At 39.9% G+C, this 22435-nt stretch carries 13 protein-coding genes; 1 reads left to right on the top strand and 12 read right to left on the bottom strand.

Features of this window, described 5'->3' with window-relative positions; genetic code table 11:
* Window positions 1-43 precede the first annotated feature (43 nt).
* The 10 genes from I5M19_RS05695 to I5M19_RS05740 form a co-directional block, all read right to left on the bottom strand.
* Window positions 44-5632 (bottom strand): alpha-2-macroglobulin family protein, encoded by a 5589-nt coding sequence (locus I5M19_RS05695; protein ID WP_200065166.1) that lies wholly within the window; start codon window positions 5630-5632, stop codon window positions 44-46.
* 60 nt (window positions 5633-5692) lie between these two features.
* Window positions 5693-8326, bottom strand: coding sequence for a non-ribosomal peptide synthetase (locus I5M19_RS05700; RefSeq protein WP_200065169.1), 2634 nt, complete (start codon window positions 8324-8326; stop codon window positions 5693-5695).
* Between the two features lie 91 nt (window positions 8327-8417).
* A complete protein-coding gene (locus I5M19_RS05705) occupies window positions 8418-9605 on the bottom strand; it encodes a glycosyltransferase (protein WP_200065172.1) in 1188 nt (395 codons plus the stop codon).
* Between the two features lie 60 nt (window positions 9606-9665).
* Window positions 9666-10991, bottom strand: coding sequence for a lipopolysaccharide biosynthesis protein (locus I5M19_RS05710; protein WP_200065175.1), 1326 nt, complete (start codon window positions 10989-10991; stop codon window positions 9666-9668).
* Between the two features lie 21 nt (window positions 10992-11012).
* Window positions 11013-11627, bottom strand: coding sequence for an acyltransferase (locus I5M19_RS18790; RefSeq protein ID WP_200065178.1), 615 nt, complete (start codon window positions 11625-11627; stop codon window positions 11013-11015).
* A gap of 16 nt (window positions 11628-11643) precedes the next feature.
* Window positions 11644-13131 carry an O-antigen ligase family protein gene (locus I5M19_RS05720; RefSeq protein WP_200065180.1) on the bottom strand — a complete coding sequence of 496 codons (1488 nt, stop codon included), beginning with the start codon at window positions 13129-13131 and terminating at the stop codon, window positions 11644-11646.
* Between the two features lie 204 nt (window positions 13132-13335).
* Window positions 13336-15486 carry an exopolysaccharide transport family protein gene (locus I5M19_RS05725; RefSeq protein ID WP_200065183.1) on the bottom strand — a complete coding sequence of 717 codons (2151 nt, stop codon included), beginning with the start codon at window positions 15484-15486 and terminating at the stop codon, window positions 13336-13338.
* Window positions 15487-15488: 2 nt separating this feature from the next.
* Window positions 15489-16169: a TolC family protein gene (locus I5M19_RS05730; protein ID WP_200065186.1), complete on the bottom strand. Its 681-nt coding sequence runs from the start codon at window positions 16167-16169 to the stop codon at window positions 15489-15491.
* A 6-nt stretch (window positions 16170-16175) separates the two neighbouring features.
* Window positions 16176-17267 carry a sugar transferase gene (locus tag I5M19_RS05735; protein WP_200065189.1) on the bottom strand — a complete coding sequence of 364 codons (1092 nt, stop codon included), beginning with the start codon at window positions 17265-17267 and terminating at the stop codon, window positions 16176-16178.
* Window positions 17245-17634: a response regulator gene (locus tag I5M19_RS05740; protein ID WP_200065192.1), complete on the bottom strand. Its 390-nt coding sequence runs from the start codon at window positions 17632-17634 to the stop codon at window positions 17245-17247. Before I5M19_RS05740 ends, I5M19_RS05735 begins: the two co-directional genes overlap by 23 nt.
* 283 nt (window positions 17635-17917) lie before the next feature.
* Between I5M19_RS05740 and I5M19_RS05745 the strand changes: the two genes are divergently transcribed.
* Entirely contained in the window at window positions 17918-19417 is a 1500-nt protein-coding gene (locus I5M19_RS05745; RefSeq protein ID WP_200065195.1) for a gluconokinase, read from the top strand.
* 12 nt (window positions 19418-19429) lie between these two features.
* On the opposite strand, the gene I5M19_RS05750 is transcribed toward I5M19_RS05745, so the two are convergent.
* Window positions 19430-19834, bottom strand: a complete 405-nt coding sequence (locus I5M19_RS05750; RefSeq protein WP_200065198.1) for a hypothetical protein — start codon at window positions 19832-19834, stop codon at window positions 19430-19432.
* A 66-nt stretch (window positions 19835-19900) separates the two neighbouring features.
* Complete coding sequence (topA, locus tag I5M19_RS05755; protein WP_200065201.1) at window positions 19901-22249, bottom strand: type I DNA topoisomerase; 2349 nt, start codon at window positions 22247-22249, stop codon at window positions 19901-19903.
* Between the last annotated feature and the right edge of the window lie 186 nt (window positions 22250-22435).

A 22435-nucleotide genomic window follows, 5' to 3' on the forward strand; every position in this document is an offset into this window, starting at 1 on the left:
CAAAGCGTAATCATCCGAAAAACTATGTTTAATCTGTTTTAACTTATTTCTCCACATTAACCCATTGTCCTTTTAATAAAGCATTAATATCATGGTTATACATAGCCTCGCAATATACGGCAGGTAAATAGTATCTACCTGCATAAGCTGCATTCAGCATTACGTAAAAAGTTGCTTCTTTACCCTCTGCTAAACTAAAATAGGTATTTACCCGGTCGTCTCGTATATCGCGATAATCAGATGGTGAAGATTTAAACGCTTCGTCATTATTCAGCATACGGGTATTTAATATCTCCCAACCCGATGGGAATATCTGCGTAAGCGCCATGTTGTCGTATCTGCCCCGTTTACCCGGATTCTTTATGGTTACCTGTGCCACAAAATCAGTTCCCTGCTTTAAAGTTGACGGATCTATGGGTTTACCGCCAAGCGTAAAGTAGCCAATACGCATTTGCAATATATCCGGGTCAACGTGCGATTGTATATCCTGCCCTGCTGATGGTTGCCCTTGCTGTATTAATCGTAAGTATAGTTGGTTATTGCCGGTATTTTTTACGGCAACTTTTCCGCCGTTAGCCGCCAGCGCCGATTGCCATAAATACGAACCTGAATTTACATTCCCTTTTGAACTATTAGCCTGATAACTAAACATCAGTTTATTAGCTGATTTATTTTCACCGCAGTATTTGGCAATAGCTATTAACGAATAGGCCGTAGTTTGGGTGCTATACCAACTATCCTGCGATAATCTTGCCGCTACGGTATGTAGTAATCCCGATGCCCTTTGCCGTTGCCCCAAAATAGTAAGGGTTTCCAGTATCATTGCCTCATCCCTCAAGTCGGAGCCATACGTGCCATACATTGAATTATAAGGTTTAATAGTGGTTGAAAGGCCTTTTATCATCCTTAAACCTACCTCGGGCTGCCCGGCAAGTTTGTAGGCTGCCGCCAGGCGCCAACGGGCTTCAACGCTCAGGTAACTGAACTCCCTCAGCCTGTTCATGGCACCCAATTCCGGTGAACCGGATAAAGCAAGCAGGTACAAACGGTAAGCCTGTATCAGGTCGGCTCCGTAAAAACTCCGGCTATCGGGTGCCCAGTTAAGCGCTTTTTGTTTTTGGTACCGTTTCCATCCTGCAATAAAGCCCGATGGCAGGGTGTATCCTTTAGCCTGCGCGGCCAGCATAAAGTGCCCGGCATAGTTGGTGCCCCATTCATCTGCTTCAGCATATCCCGGCCAGTAACTCATGCCGCCATCCGGTGTTCTAAAGCCGTTTAAACGATCAATCGTCAGTTTAATATTACGTTCCGATTCTGCTTTTTGTCTTTGCGACAGGTCAAGTACCTGGCCTAAATAAAGCTGCGGAAAGCCTGCTGAGGTGGTTTGCTCCACACATCCATGCGGATAGGTAATTAAATAATTCAACCTTTTTGATAAGTTTAAAGGAGGAATGCTGGCTATCTCAAGCGTTGCTTTGTTGGTGCCGTTAATACCAATTGCAGAATAAGCTGTGTTCCAGGTTTCGCCGGGTTTTAGTTCCTTTTCATAAATTTTGGTTACAGGCGGGTTAGGGTTACGCACGTTAAGTTCTACATCGTACGATGCTGTTTCGCTACCGCTTTTGGCTATTATTTTCACTTTTCCAACGCCCACAAAATCCTTCACATCCAGATCGAAGGTTACCAGTTGATCGCCGGGTTTAGTAAAGCTTACGGTTTTAGTGTTATTACCTTTCAGGTTACTGAATATATTGGATTGTACCTGTACACTTACATTTTTCACACTGTTCTCCATCGCGAAAACAGTTACCGGTAATTGTATTTTTTCCGATGGACCTAAAACGCGGGGCAGCGTTGCCAATATCATTAATGGTTTTTTAACGGTTACCGCCTTATCAGCATAACCATATGCAGCATCATGTCCGGCAATTACCATTGCTTTAACCGAGCCTACGTATTGCGGCAGGGTAAATCGTGTGGTTTGCTTTTCGCCGCTATTTAAATGGAAAGGCCCCATGAATTTAACCACCGGTTTAAAGCGGTTAATAGAAACATTTTTATTAACCCCGGCCGTACCGTCACCGCCGATGCTTAATATACGTTCCAATCCACCACCGAATGCGCCAATTACATAATCGAACAGGTCCCATGTTTTTACACCCAATGCTTCGCGGGCATAAAATGCCTCATGCGGATCAGGGGTTTTAAAGTTGGTGATGTCAAGCAGTCCTTCATCAACAATGGCAATAGTATATGTCATTTCTTTCCCCGACGCCTCTGATACAGTAATAGCTGAAGCGGTTTCCGGTCTGATCTTATCCGGCATGCTGATAACAGGTTTCAGAATCGTTTCCGGATTGTCTACCGCTAAGGGGATCGCGCCATACATGCGTATAGGCAGGTCATTAACGGTTTGTGCGTGGCGTTGTAACAGGGTAACATTCACAAAAATATTAGGTGCCATGGTTTCATCTACCTTAAAAGTGTAGCGGGTTTGCCCTTTTTTGGTGTCTATCCAGGCGGTTTTTAAAACTTTACTGCCATTCTCAAAACTTATGAGCGCACGGCCGTCTTCACCGGTAGGTATAGTAAGTGTAGCTTCTTCACCAACTTTATAATTTGTTTTGTCGGACGTAAAGGATAACATTGCTGCCTCGGTAGGGCTGCTTTCCTGTAACCTTTCCGACCAATTTGGCCAGTCGGCATAAATTATCTTTCCGGTGGAATGTCCGGTTTCCGGGTCCTTTATCCTTATTAAATATCTTCCCCAATCCGCTTTGTTAATATGCAGATTCCATTTGCCATGGCCGTTAACCAACATAACGTTTTCGGTTTTAACCAACTTGTTATACCTGTCCTGGGTAAAGTTGCTCAGTTCGTTACCTGTTTCATCCCACCACCAGCGCCATTGTATTTTGTAAAGCTCTAATTCTACATTTCTTGTACCTTGCAGCGCCCTGCCCTTGATATCTACATCGGCAATATCAATTTCATGATCTTTATCGGTAACCAGCATGCCGGACAGATCACTTCCCTGTGGTGTTTTTATACCCACGTAGCCGTTATAAACATTGTAGGGCATAGTTACCTGGTTCAAACTAAAATTACCACCTGCCTCAAAAACCTTTACTACAAAATTAGCCCTTAATCTGCCGGGAGCTTGCTTCTCTACATTAATATTGGTATTTATCGCAGCTACGCCATTTTCGTTAAGTCGTCCATCAAATACCGTTTGGGTTTGGGTATTAAATGCAAGGGTTGGGTCATCAAATACATAATTATCATACTCTTTAAAAGTTGTCTTTTGTGCCGATAAAAATGCATCAACCTTAGCCTTTAGATTTTGTGCCGCGCCGCCAAACAACCATTGTGCACTTAGCATACCATTAGCTCCGCTGCCTTTAGTAAGCTCTGTTGCGCCGCCAAAATCCAGTTTTAATTTTAAGCGGTTGGGCATAATGGTTTCCACTTTTATTTTCTTTTCGAAGGTTGCGCCGCCTACTTTTATTTTAGCCCCCCAGTTGCCGGTAGGAGAGGAGGTCTCAGTAGCTATATGGAAACTGTAAAAGCCGTCGATAGCACTTGTTTTGGTAATGCGCTTATACAACTGTCCCGTAGGGTTATACAATTCAAATTCTACAGGATGATCTGCAGGGAGGGTTTTTAATTTATCTTCGAGGATAAATGTCATATAAATAGAATCACCAGGCCGCCATACGCCACGCTCGCCATAAATAAAACCTTTAAGGCCATTTTGTACTTGCTCGCCGCCTACATTAAAACGCGACAACGGTAACGAACTGCCATGATCCAACTTTAAATATCCACGTTCGTTACCTTTTCTGGCGGTTAACAGATAAGGTTTACGTTTAATATCGAATTTGGCCATCCCGTCACCGTCCGAAGTGGTTTTATATATTACCTGTTGCTGGTAGTCCAATAACTCCAGTTCAACACCGCTCATGGGTTCGGCACTTAATATATTGGTTACTGCAACCAGCATACTATTATCATTACCACGTTTGGCAATAATCCCTATGTTCGATGCAATAATGTTACGGGTAGCCCAACGCTGTTTACTAAAATATGACTCGGTGCAAGGGTCGTTACGGTCACGCCAGTTAAATCCTTCAGGATAGTAGTTATCAAGCCGTTGCCAAAAATCATCGTCTTCGTCACTTACCATGCTGGTATTATCACCCGCGTACTCATTATCGTAATCATCATCTCCATTATTATCAACCGATTTCCCGGTACTGCAATTGTATAAGGAATATTCCTTTCGGAAACCTATAATTACCCGGTAAATAGCTCCAGGTTCGGCACGCATCAATTGGTCAACATCCAGCATAAAGCGATTCTTTTTGCGCAGATCAAGCTTTTTATCCTTATCAAGCCTGATGGTTTTTTGCAGAATGGGTTTACCCACATGCCTTAATTCGTATCCGCCGTCAAAACCGTTATTCTGGAAATACTGAGGTACGTTATTCTCATATATTTTAATAATGCTTACATCAACCGCATTAAGATTAACCGCTTCAAAAGGCATCATCAGTTTACCCGAATCGGGTAATATGACACCTTTACCCGGTATGGTTACAGCGGGCAAGCGGTTTTCGAAGAATACGCTGCCTGTATATTTCTTAGTGATCCTGGAGTCGAATATGTTTTTTACGCCCTCATTTACATATACCGAATAATTTCCCTGCAGTCGCTCAGGTGCGTAAACTTTAACCACGCTTCCGTCTATGGTGTACGCCGCGTCATTAATATCTTTAATACCGATAAGGCCGTTAAGTTCCTGACCAACCATTATCGGGTCGGAAAATTGTACTGATACATACTGATCCTGATCCTGAACAGCTATGATATCAAGCACCTTAAAATCACCAACCGCAGGTACCGTAAATTCTTCGCTGTTTTTTTTGTCAATGGCTAAACTATTGCCATCCCAACTTGCCATAAGTGGTGCCGAACTGTTGCCCCTAACAATATTATTGATAGTAAACTGATGTGTACGGTGACCTGTAGCATGCTGCCACGTTATTTTGATGGCAGACTGGTAATCAACGCTTAATATTTTTTCAATCGCGGCAGGATCTTCATCATCTGCGGTCTGGATGGTTCCGGTCATGGTCATTTTATCAGCCGATGTGTTGTTGGCTGAGCGTAAACCTGCAAAGGATATGGTGAAATCTGGTTTTACTGTTTGGAAAGCGAATTTGAAGTGCTCGTACCTACCCTCTACCTTAATAAGTTTGCTTAAGTTAAAATCCGCGTTATATTTTTTATCGGGGTCAAGTTGTTTATCAGGCCTGAATTCTATAGTGCGCTCACCAGCCCAATAAGCGGTACCTTTTATTGATGGTGAAAAATCAAATAAGCTTTTGTCTATCTCTTCGTTTTGAGCATGTGTAACCGGCACATCACCTGAAAGTTTAATGCGTATAAAGCTGGTTTTTGATATTACACCGGTAGTATAAGATTCTATATAACGGCTAAATCCGGGATCGGTAGCGTTCGTGCTATGACGTTTACGGGCAAAAAAGATAACTGCGGCAATTAATAAAAGCGAAACAGATATAATTAGCTGCCCTCTTCGAGTGCTGATAAGATTACTGAAGTAATTCATGGCAAGGTTTATTTTCTTGCCATGAATTTATAAAAACTTTACGGCATAACTGCTACCATGTTATTTTTCTGCCGCTTCATCTAAACACTTTTGAAGTACTTCGGCAAACTGCTTATCATTAGGCGGAGCAAAAATTGTATTATGTTCCCCGGGTATATCATGTACCCGCACACCTTTTAAGGCATAAGGTTTCCAACCAAGTAACTTAAAATCATCCATATAAAAGGTTTTCTTTTTAGCCCGGAACAACTCAATTTTAATGTCAACCGGTGTTAACAGATAGTTTTTTTGCGCTTTATCGCTCTTTTCATTTATTTCATTAGTATAAGCTGCAAAACCTTGTTTTTTCTTTACTTTACCCGGGAAAAGCTTTTTGAATATCCTGACAACGCGCCTTTTTAGTTCGCGGCTTTTATATTCTACTGTTCTTTTTGGATCTTCAACAAATAACACTGGTGTGTAAGCTATTTGTTTAGTAAGTGTCCATATGCTTTTGGCTACTTTTTTTACCGGAGAATCAAGTTTTTTTGTTTGGTCGGCATAAGTATCAAACATGGCAAGCATTTTAACATCTTTACCCATTGCAAGCATTTGTTTGGCCATTTCATAGGCAATTAATCCGCCAAGAGAATACCCTGCAACTGCATACGGCCCAACAGGATCATGATTGATAATTTCCTCAACATAATTGGCAGCTATATCTTCCATCACGTCCAATGGTTCATCAATCCCGTTTAACCCTTTAGCCTGTAACCCGTAAACGGGCTGATCTTCGTCCAGGTTCATGGCCAGCGCGTTAAAAAGCAATACGTTTAATCCTGCACCATGTACGATATAAAGCGGCATTTTAGTGCCTTTAGGTTTAATAGGTACCAAGGAATCCCAGGTTATAGCTTCCGCGTTTATTTCTAAACGGGCTGCCAGTTTTTCAACAGTTGCATGTTCAAAAAGCGTTGCAAGCGGTAGCCGTTTTCCCGTAACTTCCTCTAAACGCGCCATTATACGTACAGCTATTAAAGAGCGTCCTCCCAGCTCAAAAAAGTTATCATATACGCTTATCTTATCTAACGACATGATCTCTTCCCATATATCGGTTACCAGTTTTTCATTACTGGTACGTGGCGCCACATATTCATCGGTACGTATAATATGGCTGTAATCAGGTTTCGGCAAGGCTTTACGATCTATCTTACCGTTTGGTGTAGAAGGTATAATAGATAGTAGCACATAATCATCAGGTATCATGTATTCTGGTAGCACTGCCAATAACGCCGTCTGCCATTTGTCCTGCTGTTCCTTACTTACAATTCCGGTGCTTCCGGTATCAAGCACAAGGTAAGCCACCAGTCGTGGTACTCCCGGCGTGTCTTCACGGGCTATTACTACAGCCTTGCTTATTCCTTCCTGCTTTATTAAGTTATGTTCTATTTCACCTAATTCGATACGGTAACCACGTACTTTCACCTGATGATCCACACGTCCCAGATACACTATTTCACCGTCCTCCTTAAACTTACCTAAATCTCCAGTGCGATATAACGTGTCGCCGGGTATCTCAGAAAAAATATTAGGTATAAAGCGCTCGGCACTCAATTCAGGCCGGTTCAAATAACCGCGACCTACACCTTCGCCTCCAATATAAATTTCACCTATCTCGCCATTAGTTAAATTCTTCAGATTCTCATCTAATATATAAACCTGTGTATTATCCACGGGCCAGCCAATGGTAATATCCTCCGCATCCGTTACTTGTTTAATTATGGAATATATAGTGGTTTCTGTAGGGCCATACATATTCCATACCTGATTGCTTTTCGGTAAAAGTTTTTCGGCCAGATCCTTTGCCATCGCCTCCCCGCCGCAAAAAACCTTCAGCGGGTGTTTTTTTACCCAACCCATTTCCAGCATCATACGCCAGGTATATGGCGTTGCCTGAAAAATGGTTACATTATTATGCCTTAACATATCCAGCAGAGCACGCCCATCTTTTGCCATAATGGAGTCGATAAGTAATATTTCCGCGCCAACACTTAGCGGTAAATAAATATCAACACCTGCAATATCAAAACAGATGGTAGCAGTTGCCATCACTTTATCGGCTGATGTAATGCCCGGTGCCTTTTGCAGACTCAGCATTAAATTAACCATGCTGTGATGTGCAATTTGTACTCCCTTCGGTTTCCCTGTTGATCCTGAGGTATATAGTATATAGGCCAGGTCAGCCCCGGTTACCTGTACTTCCGGTTCATCAGTAGTGTAATTTTTGGTAAGGCTTAATGCGTCTTCAATTAAAATCTCAGTAGTATCAGAAGCAAAATGCCCTTTATACTTTGCAGAGGTGATGAGCACCTTTGCACCCGAATCTTCCAGCATAAACTCAATACGGTCTTTTGGATATTCAGGGTCAAGCGGGACGTAAGTAGCGCCGCTTTTTAAAATGGCTACAAGACAAATGATCATCTCGGGGCAGCGGTCAAGGGCCATGCCTATTACATCACCTTTTTGTATGCCTTTTTCAATTAAAAGTTTAGCAATACGCGTGGCGGTATCATTAAGCTCTTTATATGTTACTTTACGGTCAAAGAAACTTATGGCTATCTTATCCCGGAACTTGTTTGCGCTTTCAATAACAAGATCATGGAGAGGTTTATCCTTCGGATAATTTACGTTAGTATTGTTAAATGTTACTTCCATATTATATGCAGGGGTGGCCTATATTCTTTTGCTTATATTTTGGTAGGATTTCACTGGAGCATATTCCACCCCGTAAAATTATATATACGTATTAATTGGAATCCGGTTTATGAGGAGTGTGAATAAATTTTTTGTTTGCGCCTTTAAGTTTAAATAATAACGCAAACATGGTAAAAAACATTAAAGGCAATTTTAGTACGGCACCTAATAATTTACTGTTAAAAAACGAAGCGGGTATAGCTACCAGGATACCTATGTAACAGCAAATAGTAGCTGCCAGCCATAATTGCCACGAAGGTCCAACACCGGGCAATAATAAGGATATGAATAGCATAAATGGCATTAAACCAAGCATTAATATACGTGGTAAAATAGCAGTTTGATATATCTCGTTAAAATAATCAAAATTGCCATTTATAAATAGCTCTTTAAATCCGGTTGCTCCGTAGGTTTTTAACAAATTGAACTGTGCCGATAACCAGCGCCGCCTTTGTTTTTTAAACACCTCCGGATTACTTACCTTTTCGTCGTATATATATGCTTTGTCAGCATAGGCTACGCTCACCCTGTCGCGGGTAAGTATCAGTCCCATTTCTTTATCAAAACCGCCTACCGCGTCAATACGGTTCATCGTATGCTTAAACAACCGGTATTCCAGCGCCATACCCGACCCAATGATAGCTGCCGACAAATTGAACACCCGCTGCGCTTTGCGGAAAATATGATTATTCACTTCTTCGCTTATTGCATCTAATATAGCCACAGGTGTTTCAGTGTTTTTTGCTATACGATGGCCTTGTATTACCATATTGCCATCGTGCAGATAGTTATTTATATGATGCAGATAATCCGGGGCTGCTATGTTGTCAATATCAAAGACTACCGCTGCATCAAAATCTTCAAATGTATTCTCGATAGCTTTGTGTAATGCCTTTGATTTTGTGCTGCTTTCAAATACTACCTCAACTACCTGCAGAGGCATCTCCTTAAGGCTGGCTATGGTTTCGGGCTGCATGGAGTCGGCAATTACGCAAACGTGGTACTTGTCTTTAGGGTAATCAATGGTTAGGGCAGCTGCGGCTGAATTTAAAATGATCTCATCCTCTTTATAGGCACATATATAGATCACAAAACGGCTGTAAGCCGTTGCGGCCGGCGGTGTTTTCAGAGTGATCAACCTACCTGCAACTGAAAAAATAAATAAATACAGGCTATATATAGCCAGGTAAATAAATACCAGGTCAAATACAACTGAGAAAATAAATTTTATAAGATCCATTTATATCCTGTTTAACAATTTCTTAATACTTGTAATTTAGCTTATTCATCAATTTATAGATTAGGCAATATCATTGTTTTTTCTTGACAGGTTTACTACAACTTGTTTTAACTGACTGTATCCCAAGCTAAAAATATCAGTGATTGTGAACTTGAGGTGTTTTTGTAAAGCCCAGTATCCAAAAATTGCACCCGTAAAAAAGGTAAATATAGAAGTGATGGCTATACCATACAGGTTATGAAAAACGGCTATGCCGATGAAATCGCCCACCACATTAACACCCAGCATTAAAAACACCTTTATCATATTTAAATGTGGTTTGTTAATAATATCTAATGTTATGCCAAAAAACCTGTCAATAGGCATCAGCATTACGTAACACATAAATATCCGGAAGATATTAAGGGCTTCAGTATCGTGATATTTGGCCCCGAAAAGAAGATCTATTACCAGGCCTCCTAATATAAAAGCACCAATAGCCACAGGTAAAAGAGCAACGGTTAACATACCGGCATACTTTTTCATGATGGCGGCAACTTCAGCATCATTACCGCGGTTTACGGCTGCGCTAAGTTCCGGCATCCCGGTTGAAACACCTGCCCTCATTGGTATTTCAAAAATCTCCATTAAGCGTTGCGGTATATAATAAACAGCAACCATCTCAGTGGGAAACATTAACTTAATGATAAAAGTATCTGAACTTCTGAGCAGGTACGAACTGATAGATGTACCTACACTGAACTTACCAAAATTAGCAAGCTGTTTCATGCCTTCGCGGCTTTTATGTTTAATGGATCTGATCTTTGACCAACCGTTGAATATGGTGATCAAACTGGTTACTACATTGGTAAAAAAGTAACTATATATAGCTGTATTAAAACTTATTTCCTTTAAAAGGATAAGTGACAATATGCATACTAAAAAAACACCCTGATTAATTATCTGCAAAATAAGCAGTTTATCAAAGCGTTCTTCGGCCTGTAATATCCATAAAGCAATTGCAGACGGCAGCGTACTTATGTATATAATGCCAAACCATTTAATAGTGATAATAACATCGGAGTTGCTGCCGCTGTAAAAAATGTAGAGCAGCAGGTCAACGAGTAAAAACATAAAAGTTATTATAAACCCAACATACCAGGCCGAGCCTCCTATGTTCAATGCACGCCTTTTACCTACACCGGCATAAAATTTAATTAACGATGTTTGCACAAATCCTGTTCTGAAGGTATCGGCCAGGGTAAAGGTTAACAAAAAGAAAATATAATTACCAAACTCTGCCTTACTGAGATTGTGTGCCATTAACGATACTACAACCATACCTATTACGGGCATCGCAGCGTTTGTAGCAAGCGAAAGGGTATGTTTGTTTATCAGTTTTTTCAAAATGGAGTTTTAAAATTATAATTAGGCCTTTTGCCAGGTTTGTGTTTCAAAGTTATATTTCTTTATAACCCTTGCCGGGTTGCCCACAGCAACAGAATATGCCGGAATATCTTTTGTTACCACGCTTCCAGCACCTATTATTGCATGTTTGCCTATGGTTACACCGGCAGTTACCACACTGTTAGCGCCTATCCATACATTGTCATGAATGGTGATTTGTTTAGTATTAACTTTTTGTATTCGCGGTGGAGTGCTGATGTCTTCATAACCATGGTTTAACCCGGATAGTACAATATTTTGTGCAAGCATAACATAATCGCCTATAGTAACCGGCCCAATTATAATGTTACTTAAGCCCACTCCAACATTTCTTCCAATTAAAACATCGCCCACGCCGTTATTTATTGCCGCAAAATCCTCTACAATGCTGCGTTCTCCTAATGTAAAGTTTTTAAACGGAAATAAATCCATACGTGCATAAAAGCGCACTATTGATCCTCTGCCGCGTTTGTGTATAAAAGGGTTTACAAACCATTTCACCCATAAACGTGGGGTAGAGCGTCCCTGCTGTACAATAAGCCAGTGAACAAATTTTTTTAAACGGGGGTGCGACTTTATGGTGTTTGTTATTGACATGGGGTTTACCGTATGACTAATTTATTAACATTTTTCCGGCTTTCTCTTGCTCTTCTCTATCCAATCTAATTGTTACGTTTAATAAGGCCGTTGCAAGGTAAAATAAAATATTAGACGGATATTGTACCAATGCCTGTTGCGGGTAGTTGCCAACATTAAATACAAATATCACCAAAATCATGGCTAAACAATAAGTTTTTAGTTCCGGGTTTTTTATCAGGTAATAATGATTGATGCCCGTATACAATATTACAAACATTAACGTGCAAAATAATATTAATCCTATCCAGCCCATTTCAACTGCTACCCGTACATAACCGCTATCGGGCGGAAATTTCGCCAGGTATGAATTTGGCGCAAATCTGCGTCCCCATATTCCTACGGATCCCAATCCGCCTCCAATAGGGTGCGAGAGTATATACGGCTTTATTTTTTTTTGGTTTTCGGCACGTACATTAAAAGAAGCGTCCTCGGTTGGGTTAAATGCCGTTTGAAAGCGTTTAATGTAAGGGTTGGATGTTGGCATAATAATTACAACCCCTAATAAAAAACCGGCAACTAACACTCCGGCTATTATTTTTTTGTTGAATTTTACTATTGCCAGCATCATCATGGCGGCGGGTAAAAGTACATATGCGCCTCGTGTACCCGAATATAGCATCACCAATAAAAAAAACGGAATTGCGCAGCCAAGCAGTATCTTTTTAGTTCTGCTGATGTTCATCATCATCAGACAAATACACAATATAGCAGCAACCACCATGTTATATGAAAAGGTTACCGGATCCGGAAAAATGGCCACCTTACGCAAGTGCCCGTTAATGAACAAGAAGCTAAGCCGTAACGGATCTGAATAATACCATGTTTTTTCGAACGCCATTAAACCAAAATTTTCTTGCTGAAAACCGGAAATGGCAGCAATAAGCGCCAGTGCAAGCCAAAGCTTTATCAAAAATCTGATGTATTGTATGGTACGTACCTGATACAGGAATATGAAATACATCAGCATGATAAAACCCACCGTTCTTACTGTATAAACCCATGCCAATATCGAAGGTGATTCCGGGTTTGCGGCCTCTAAAAAATTGTATGCCAGCCAGGCCAGCACCAGGTAACTGATTGGATTTTTAAACCACTCCCAGTTACTTTCGAACTTTTGCTTAACAAAAAAGCCGAATATGAGTAAATAGGTTATACCGTCAAGTAATACACCTGTAGGCAGGTCAGGTGGTAGAAATTCTGATGCGTAGTTTAAAAGGAAAGCTACAATCATTAATATAGCTATGCCAAACTCAGGGTAAGCTATAATACCATATAATACAGGTAAGCCTATAATTAAAACCAGCAAACCTGCAACGCCAATAATACCGGCTTTAGCAGTAACCACGCTTATGAAAATTGCTGCAGGTATCAACAGCAGAATTAAATTCAGGGTTGCATATTTACCCGAAAGAACTTTTTTACGGAACCATTTAAAACTACTATTTACCTGGCTTTTAAACATGTAACTGATTCAGCTTAAAAAAATAGAATTTTTGCTGCCCAAACAAACACCCCAAAAAATGCAGCAACTATAGCAACTAACCGCGTTTTTTTTTCAAGCGGAGTTAAATTAGCATACGGGTCAATTTTACTTTTGTTAGGTTCAATCTTCATTTTAGCAGAAGTATTTTTTGGCAGGCAATAATCCTGTAATATTAGAATCGTATTACGGTCTGCCGTCTTTAAAATTGGCTTTATTTAATATCCAACCGGCAAATTTACCATTAAGGTCTTTCAGATAATCAATGTATTCCTTTTCTGATTTTTTTATGTCTTTATTGGCCTCAAAAACAGCAACTACCTTGTTAGTAAACAATAACCATTCTTTTGATTTATTGAGCGAATCAAGCGAAGGCGCTTCAATAATTATAATATCATATTTAACCTTTAATTCGTTAAACCTGCTGCGGATAAAGTTTTCATCGCTTACTTCCAGCAAGGTAACATCGCCGCCATGGTTACCCATTACGTTAGTTGAATTAGAGAATGATTCGTAATCGTCCGGATTGTTTTTAAAATAATCCTCAATATATATTTTAGGTTGGGCTGTGTTGCTGATGGTTGGATTGTTAAAATTACCATCAATCAATAATACTTTTTTATTGATCATGGAATAGGAGTAGGCCAAACTTATGGCTAAAATGGTTTTGCCTTCTGCGCCGTCTAAACTGGTGATACCTAAAACCTTCTCTCCATGTAATTCCTGATCGATCTCAAAACGTATGGAACGAATAAGTTCCTTGAACTTTTTCATCTTATCCCTATGTTCAACATCCCATAGTTTTTTAAGATCAAGTGTGCCGCTTATCACATTTAAATAACCCAGCAAAGGCAGGTTGGTTCTGCTTACCAGATCTGCAGGTTCTTTAACCGTATCATCAAAAAAGAATATGATGAACAGTATAATTACACAAAAACCAAAGCTTACAATGCCACTTAAAATTATAAGCAGCATTTTTTTGGATGGCTCTGCTGCTTCAGGAGCGGCATCTTCTACCTGGCGTAATTTTATAGAAATAGTGGATTGCAGGTTGGTTTCATTATACTTAGCCAATACATCCATATACTCTTTACTGGCTATTTCAATATCAAAATTGTACTTTTTTACAGTGGCATCAAACGGAACCAAACGATCAAACTTAGCGTTCAGGTTATTTAATGCCTGATCTATAGCTTGTACGCTGTATTTTGCAAGATCACGTGATACCTCCAAAGTCAATTTTTGTCTAACAAGGTCATCTTTAGCTACTAACGGATTGCTGATGTAATTATCTGATGTTTGATTTAACTGCAATGCAAGTTTGCTGGTCAGGGAATCTAACGATTTTTTATACCGCGGATCAAAGTTGCTTCTTACATACTTATCAGTTAGCAGGTGCAACTGATCTTGTGTTTGTACAACAGCTTGATTATATTTGTTGGTACTCGCTTCTATATATTTACGATCATTAGGGTCAAATTTATCATTTATTTTAGCCAGGGCGCCATTATACGATGCCACATCCTTTTGCGCCTGTAGTTTTTGATCTCTATAGGTCATTATCTGGTCGAATATCGATTTTGACTGTTCGTCCAGGTTAAGTACACCGTTCTTTATCTTGTAATTCTGCAGTTGCTGTGTTTTTTCGTTTAATGTATCGCGCTTAGCTTTTAACAATGCGGCCAGGAATTTTACTGCATCTGTTTCGTTTTGTTTTATGGTATGCGTATAATAATTAATAAACTCCTTGCATAACACATTTACTACAAATGCCGAAAGTTGCGGATTTTGTGATTCATAAGTAACAGTGATAAAATCACTCGATTCATCACGATAAATAGTGAGATCTTTTCTTAATTCCCTCTCATCATAATCCATTGATCTCAGCAGTTCATTTAAGCCATTTTCATCCTCATTATAATAGTCTAATGCCTCTAAATGGTTAAACTTATATGTAAATACATCTACGGCATGCTTTTTTGCAGCCTGATTCATGGTCTCAAATAGTTTGCTATGGGGTTTAAACGGAACCGGGCTGGTTAAATCATGTAAAATTAATTGGTAGGATACCTGATTAATAAGCTTTTTAAGCTTCATTATCTCTATCAGGTTGCTGAATTCATGATCTATCTGCTGGTCTTGTATTATTCCGGTAGGATCTTTATCCAGCAAATGGCGCGATTCATCAACAATACCTGTAGCAATTTGCGCACTCGATATATATTTATCCGCAAGGTTTTTCACCAAAAAAAACGATACGATAATCGTTACCAGCGGAATAATTATCAGTATGTTCTTATGCTTCCATAAAACCTTTATAAAGTTAGCGAACTCCATATCTATTTAATCTCTTCTAATTTAACACCTAAAATTTCTTCCAGGTTTGCTTTCGCCGTTAACATTGCCAGTTCTGCCTGTACTTTGTATGACCCTTGATTGTAAAGGCTGGTTAAAGCCTCATTATATATCTGAAAGGTGGTTTCGCCTTTCTCAAACGAATATTTTAACTGCTTAACCGCCGTTTCGCCGTCTAAAACGGCACTTGCACGTACACGTAATTCTGCCTGCGATTCTAAATACGCGAAATATAGTCTTTTTACCTGAGCTTCTATACTCAGCAGGTATTCCTGTTGCTGGTACTGTGCAACATTTAAACTTTCACGGGCGCTATGCACGGCCGATGGTTTAGAAAGCAACTGCCCGATATTGACAGAAATACTTAACTGATAACCGTTAAAAATAGTAGGTGTAATAAGATTGAGCGAGTTTTTGGGGCTATATATATAGGATGCTGTAAAGGCATCAAGCCATAATGCTTTTGATTGATTAAGGGCACTTTTAGCTATAGCTACCTGGCTCTGGCGAACTTTAACCTCGGGATAATTTTTTTTAGCTATGGCTATTAGTTTTTCGAGATAAGGATATGAAATATCTGAGATGAAGCTTTCCTGTGCACGTAATTCATTTCCTGAAAATAGTAGGAACAGGATAAGGCCAAATAATTTCAATTTTTTGTTCATTTTTTTTTAAACTTTTTCTTTTTGAAATAAAGCAGGTATAGTACCGATAATGATCTTCACATCCAACCAAAAGGAATATTTTTGCGCATAAAAATTATCCAGTTTTTTGCGCTCCCGTTCCGACATTTCTTCCTTTCCTCGCTTGCTTATCTGCCATAAGCCGGTTAACCCTGCCGGCCCTAAAAACCTCATAGACCATTCATTAGAGGTGAGCATTTCTGCTTCGTAAACAGGTAAAGGCCTGTTACCCACTACAGACATATCGCCTCTTAATATATTGAATAGCTGAGGTAATTCATCAAGGCTCGAATTTCGTAAAAACTGACCCAATTTTGTTATTCGAGGATCATTTTTTATTTTAACAAATGCAGCTTTTTTTCCGGTTGCCCCCTCGTCGGCATATTGATTATGCGACGATAATTGTTCAAGCAATTGGTCGGCATCTGTACGCATTGATCGGAATTTATAAAAATCAAAAACCTTGTAGCCTGTACCTACGCGTTTGCTTTTATAAAATATAGGCCCTTTTGAATCAAGCTTTATGGCGATAGCGATGATCAGGAATAAAGGGGATAAAAATAACATCATCATGCCTGATATAAATAGGTCAAGCATGCGTTTACCAAGAGGAACTTCATAAGTGATGTCAACCTCTTTAGAAAGTTCAAGCAGTTTTGGCTTGATGAGTTTGAATTTCACCAGGAAGTTAAGCCGCTCCCTGAGATCTGAGGTAGGAAAAGGGTAGGTATAAAAATCATGCAATTTCATCTGCATGGCTTTTTGCACTAAACGTTTGTCGGCCCGGGTCGATAGCATTATTACGATAAGGCCGTTCATTAAAAAATTTTCTTTTAATTTTTCAACAAGCAAAAAACATTTTTCTTCCTTATCAACTTCCACCAATATAATATCCGGAACAGAAAGGATAGACTGTTCGCCCAGATATTCTTCCAGATCTTTAAGCGTATCGTTAAAAACAATTCGGAAGTTTTCGCCCAGATCGTTAAAGATCAGATCCTTAAGTTCAAGGCCTGCATAAGCAACCCTGATATGGGCGCCTGAGTTTTCGTTCCAATCAGTTGCCGTCCGATTCATCATATATTTCCAGCGCTTTATTTATAGCTGATTTTAAGGTTGTAGGATTAAAAGGCTTATGTATATAGGCATCAACCTTAAAAGGCATGTTAGCCACCTGTTCGTCCAGGTCATAAGCTGCGGATAATAAAATAACAGGTGTGTTGCGGTAATACCCGCTTACCTTTACATTTTTAATAAATGATTGTCCGTCAAAATAGGGCATCTGCAGATCCGAAATTATTAATTGCGGCATGTTGCCGTCTTCAAGCCAGCCAAAAGCCTCAATGCCATTATTTTTAACCACTATATCGTACTCCTTTGAAAGAATAAAGTTAAGTAGCTTTAATATGCTTAAATCATCATCAACAATTAGTAACTTTTTCTTCATGCTGATTGTTATATTATATACTGCAATAAATATTATCTGTTAAAACGCTGAAAACTCTACCTGCGTAGTTCTATAATGTCAAAAGCCATTCCAAACATTAATAATGTGATTACTATGCTGAGGTAAGCGAGCGGTATTTTTATTAAAAGTAGAGTAAATTTTTAGAACCTGACTTTATTTTATGCATATTGAACTGCTATTGTTAATAAATATATAATTGTGGATTATTAATTATAGTGTTTTACGTAAAAATAGCTCATAAGTTATCATCCTTTTAAATTATATGCAAAAATACTTTATTGGAATTGATTTAGGCACCGGCAGCACTAAGGCCGTCGCGATTGACGTTACGGGTAAAATTCTCTACACCACCCAATATCATTACCCAACTAATAACCCCAACCCGGGCTATAGTGAGCAAGATCCGGAGTTGGTTTGGGAAGCCTTTATAAATGCTGTAAACGATGTTACAAATAAATTAAATTATCCGCCCACTGCTGTAAGTTTCAGCAGCGCTATGCACAGTATAGCCCCGGTAAATGAGGATGGTAAATCCCTGATGAATATGATGACCTGGGCTGATGGCAGGAGCGGTGATATTGCTGTTAATATTCTGAAGTCGGGGAAAGGGGAGGACATTTACCGCCATACCGGAACAGCTATTTACGCCATGTCGCCTTTATGCAAGATTATCTGGTTAAAACAAAACGAACCTGAGCTTTTCAATAAAGCCCGTAAATTTATTTCTATAAAAGAATATATATGGTATAAACTTTTTGGGGTATTTGAGGTGGATTACTCCATTGCTTCGGCTACAGGTTTGTTTGATATTTTAGAACTGACATGGTACAAAGCATCTCTCGAACTTGCAGGAATATCAGCTAACCAATTGTCAAATCCGGTTAATACTGATCATAAACGTAATTTAAACGCAACCAGCAATCAGTTGCCGGGCATTAGTATGAGTACCGCTTTTATCATAGGTGCCAGTGACGGTTGTTGCGCTAATTTAGGTGGCAACGCTATAGGCAACGCAGTAGCGGCGCTCACTATTGGCACAAGCGGGGCAGTAAGGGTAGGCAGTAACAGGCCGGTGTATAATTACCAAGCCATGACCTTTAACTATTTGCTTAATAAAAAAACATTTATTTGTGGCGGGGCGGTAAATAACGGTGGCGCTGCGGTCGACTGGCTGCTGAAAGACTTTTTGAAAAAAGAGCATGTTTCTACTGAAGATTACAAGCGATTATTTAAGATGGTAGACGCCGTATCTCCCGGAAGTAATGGTATGGTTTTTTTGCCATACCTGTATGGTGAAAGGGCTCCCATATGGGATACCAAAAGCTCTGGTGCTTTTATAAATATTAATGCTAAACATCAGCAGCAGCATTTTTTACGGGCAGCTTTAGAGGGTATCTGTTTTGCTCTGAATGACGTATTAAAAGCCGTGGAAGAATCATCAGAACAGGTAAAGGAAATTGTGATAAGCGGTGGATTTATATCATCGCCGGTTTGGGTACAGTTACTTGCCGATATTACGGGGAAGAAGTTAGTGTTGCTACAGTCGGAAGATTCATCAGCAATAGGGGCGATATTTTTAGCTATGGAGGCTTTAGGTGTTGATACTCAATTCATCCATTCTAAAGAAGCATCTAATCGTGATGTTATTACTCCCGATATGCATAATCATCTGTTATACAATAAGATATTTCCGGTTTATAAAAGATTATATGCCGATCTGAAATCGTCAATGCATCAGTTGAATACTATTAGCAACGAATGATAACATTGCAGTCTATCGTATCATAACCCCGGGCTTATTAATCATGGGCAATTTGATAAAATTATCATCTACTATACTTTCTGGCAGGAAGATGAATTTTTTGTCAAAAATGTCGCGGCCAATGTAGTAGCTCAACCAATATTCATTATTCAAACCAAAGGTTTGCTCGTCTATAGGCTCTATTAGTTTGTACGACTGCGGGCTGATAGCAGGAAAAGAATGTCTTAATACAGATGTTTTTACCAGTTCGCCATCTTTTTCGCCATATCCTTTTGAGGTGACCAGTACATTCTCAATAGGCTCATTTTTAAGGTTGATCAGGTAAACATACCATACTTTGCTCTCCACATTCTCGCTCTCTAATGCTACAGCTATGGCGATATCCTTTACTATGTTTTCGGGCAGGTCTTTGATCATTTTTAATGCTTTTAATTAAAACAGAGATTAGTTAATATTTTAACTGACCCTAATTATCCGCGTCTGCTATTTCTTCTTAGCAAATTTTCTGCCTGATTTTTTTGGGGCTTTTTCGGCCGCATCAGCCAAAGCTTTACATTCTTCAAAAGTTAAGGATGCCGGATCTTTATCTTTGGGTATCTTAACATTTTGTTTGCCAAATTCAATATAAGGGCCCCATCTGCCATTCAGCACCTTTACAGTAGGGTCTTCGTCAAAGGTTTTTATCAGTTTCTCGGCGTCTTTTTTGCGTTTGGCATTTATTAACTCTATGGCTTGTTCTTCAGTAACGTCAAGCGGATCTATTTCTTTAGGTAAAGATACAAAGGCTCCGTTATGGCTAATATACGGTCCGAAACGGCCAATAGCAACCTTCATTACTTTGCCCTCAAACTCACCAACCGCTTTAGGAAGTTTAAATAATTCCAGTGCTTCCTCTAAAGTTATAGTTTCTATACTCTGTCCTGTTCTCAGGCTGGCATATAATGGCTTTTCTTCATTTTCATTATCCGTATTACTTTCACCAACTTGTACAAACGGACCGTAACGGCCTATTCGTACCGATACTTTTTTGCCATTTTCGGGATGTACGCCCAATTCCCGTTCGCCTGTAGCTTTATCTGCAGTTTGTATAGTGCTTTCTACATCTTTATGAAAAGGAGCATAAAAGGTGCGGATCATCTCTGTCCAGTCCTTTAGCCCCTGGGCAATCTCATCAAATTCCTTTTCCACATTCGCGGTAAAATGGAAATCCACTATCCCGTTAAAATACTGTACCAGAAAATCGTTTACAACAGCGCCTATATCAGTAGGTGATAATTTACCCCGTTCCGCGCCAGTTGTTTCTGTTTTAGTTTCGCGGGTAATATTGCTGTTGCTTAAGGTTAACACTTCATACGCCCTTTGTTTTCCTTCTCGTTCTTCCTTAACCACATATCCGCGGTTTTGTATGGTGGAAATGGTAGGAGCATAGGTAGACGGGCGGCCAATACCCAATTCCTCTAATTTTTTTACTAAACTGGCTTCAGTGTACCTTGCAGGCGGGCGCGAAAACCTCTGAACGGCTGTCATCTCCTGCAAATCCAATAATTGCCCTTTACTTAATGGTGGCAAAATCGCATTGTCATTGTCAAGGCTGTTGTTGTCGTCCTCGTCATCATCATCTGCCGATTCCAGATAAACCTTTAAAAACCCGTCAAATTTCATCACCTCACCATTAGCGGTCAGTTCCTCTTTACGGGTAGATATGCTGATCTTAGCCACTGTTTTTTCAAACTGCGCCTCGCTCATTTGCGATGCTATGGCACGCTTCCATATCAGTTCATATAATCGCTTTTCCGAAGAATCACCCTCAATAGTGTGTTTGTCAAAATAGGTTGGCCTTATGGCTTCGTGTGCTTCCTGTGCGCCTGCGCTTTTGGTTTTATAGGTGCGCTTTTGGTAGTATTTATCTCCATAGGCAGTTACTATTTCCGCACGGGCCGCGTCTATAGCAGTATCCGACAGGTTAACCGAGTCGGTACGCATATAGGTAATATTACCGGCTTCATACAGCTTTTGTGCCACTGTCATGGTGCGTGATACAGAAAAACCCAGTTTGCGGCTGGCCTCCTGTTGTAAGGTTGACGTGGTGAAAGGTGCCGCTGGCGAACGTTTAGCTGGTTTTGTCTCTAACGACCGTATCTCAAAAATGGCTTTGATACAATCCTGCAGAAATTTTTCGGCATCTTCCTGTTTGCTGAAACGCTCTGCTAAGTCGGCCTTAAAGGAGTTTTTACCTTTATCAAATATGGCCGTTATTTTATAGGCGGCTTCTGACTGAAACTTATTGATCTCTCTTTCGCGGTCAACTATCAGACGTACCGCGACAGATTGTACACGCCCCGCAGATAATGACGGTTTTACTTTTTTCCATAACACCGGGGAAAGTTCGAAACCTACCAACCTGTCCAATACACGGCGGGCCTGTTGGGCATTTACCAGATTATAATCTATTTTCCGTGGATTTTCAATGGCGCGTAAAATAGCCGGTTTAGTGATCTCGTGGAACACAATGCGCCGGGTATTTACTTCTTTTAAACTTAATGTATCATAAAGGTGCCATGATATAGCTTCCCCCTCACGGTCCTCATCCGATGCGAGCCATACAAAGTCAGCTTCTTTGGCCAGTTTCTTTAACTCGCTAACCACCTGCTTTTTATCTGCCGGTACTTCGTATTTTTGAGAGAAATTATTGTTGATATCAATAGCATCTTCCGATTTGATAAGGTCGCGGATATGACCGTAGCTCGACTTTACGGTAAAATCTTTACCAAGGTATCCTTCTATCGTTTTGGCTTTCGCCGGTGACTCAACTATAAGTAAATTTTTGGCCATTAAGTGCTTGTTTTTTGCAAATAAAACATAAAATGCATCAGAAACGCAAATTATTTATGCGGTTTAAATATTTTGAAGCCTATAAAGCTGCAAGAATTTTTAGCGGGAAATGTTTTAACGTAAAGTATTAAATTACATTAACCGCAACAATTTGGATAAATAAATATCACTTAATGGCAGTCCCTG

The organism is Mucilaginibacter segetis (assembly GCF_016522075.1).
Classification (GTDB): domain Bacteria; phylum Bacteroidota; class Bacteroidia; order Sphingobacteriales; family Sphingobacteriaceae; genus Mucilaginibacter; species Mucilaginibacter segetis.

What these genes read in the sequence shown, in the direction of transcription:
- I5M19_RS05695 (WP_200065166.1), bottom strand. Translation starts at nt 5,632, where the DNA reads ATGAATTACTTCAGTAATCTTATCAGCACTCGAAGAGGGCAGCTAATT.
- I5M19_RS05700 (WP_200065169.1), bottom strand. Translation starts at nt 8,326, where the DNA reads ATGGAAGTAACATTTAACAATACTAACGTAAATTATCCGAAGGATAAA.
- I5M19_RS05705 (WP_200065172.1), bottom strand. Translation starts at nt 9,605, where the DNA reads ATGGATCTTATAAAATTTATTTTCTCAGTTGTATTTGACCTGGTATTT.
- I5M19_RS18790 (WP_200065178.1), bottom strand. Translation starts at nt 11,627, where the DNA reads ATGTCAATAACAAACACCATAAAGTCGCACCCCCGTTTAAAAAAATTT.
- I5M19_RS05720 (WP_200065180.1), bottom strand. Translation starts at nt 13,131, where the DNA reads ATGTTTAAAAGCCAGGTAAATAGTAGTTTTAAATGGTTCCGTAAAAAA.
- I5M19_RS05725 (WP_200065183.1), bottom strand. Translation starts at nt 15,486, where the DNA reads ATGGAGTTCGCTAACTTTATAAAGGTTTTATGGAAGCATAAGAACATA.
- I5M19_RS05730 (WP_200065186.1), bottom strand. Translation starts at nt 16,169, where the DNA reads ATGAACAAAAAATTGAAATTATTTGGCCTTATCCTGTTCCTACTATTT.
- I5M19_RS05735 (WP_200065189.1), bottom strand. Translation starts at nt 17,267, where the DNA reads ATGATGAATCGGACGGCAACTGATTGGAACGAAAACTCAGGCGCCCAT.
- I5M19_RS05740 (WP_200065192.1), bottom strand. Translation starts at nt 17,634, where the DNA reads ATGAAGAAAAAGTTACTAATTGTTGATGATGATTTAAGCATATTAAAG.
- I5M19_RS05745 (WP_200065195.1), top strand. Translation starts at nt 17,918, where the DNA reads ATGCAAAAATACTTTATTGGAATTGATTTAGGCACCGGCAGCACTAAG.
- I5M19_RS05750 (WP_200065198.1), bottom strand. Translation starts at nt 19,834, where the DNA reads ATGATCAAAGACCTGCCCGAAAACATAGTAAAGGATATCGCCATAGCT.
- topA (WP_200065201.1), bottom strand. Translation starts at nt 22,249, where the DNA reads ATGGCCAAAAATTTACTTATAGTTGAGTCACCGGCGAAAGCCAAAACG.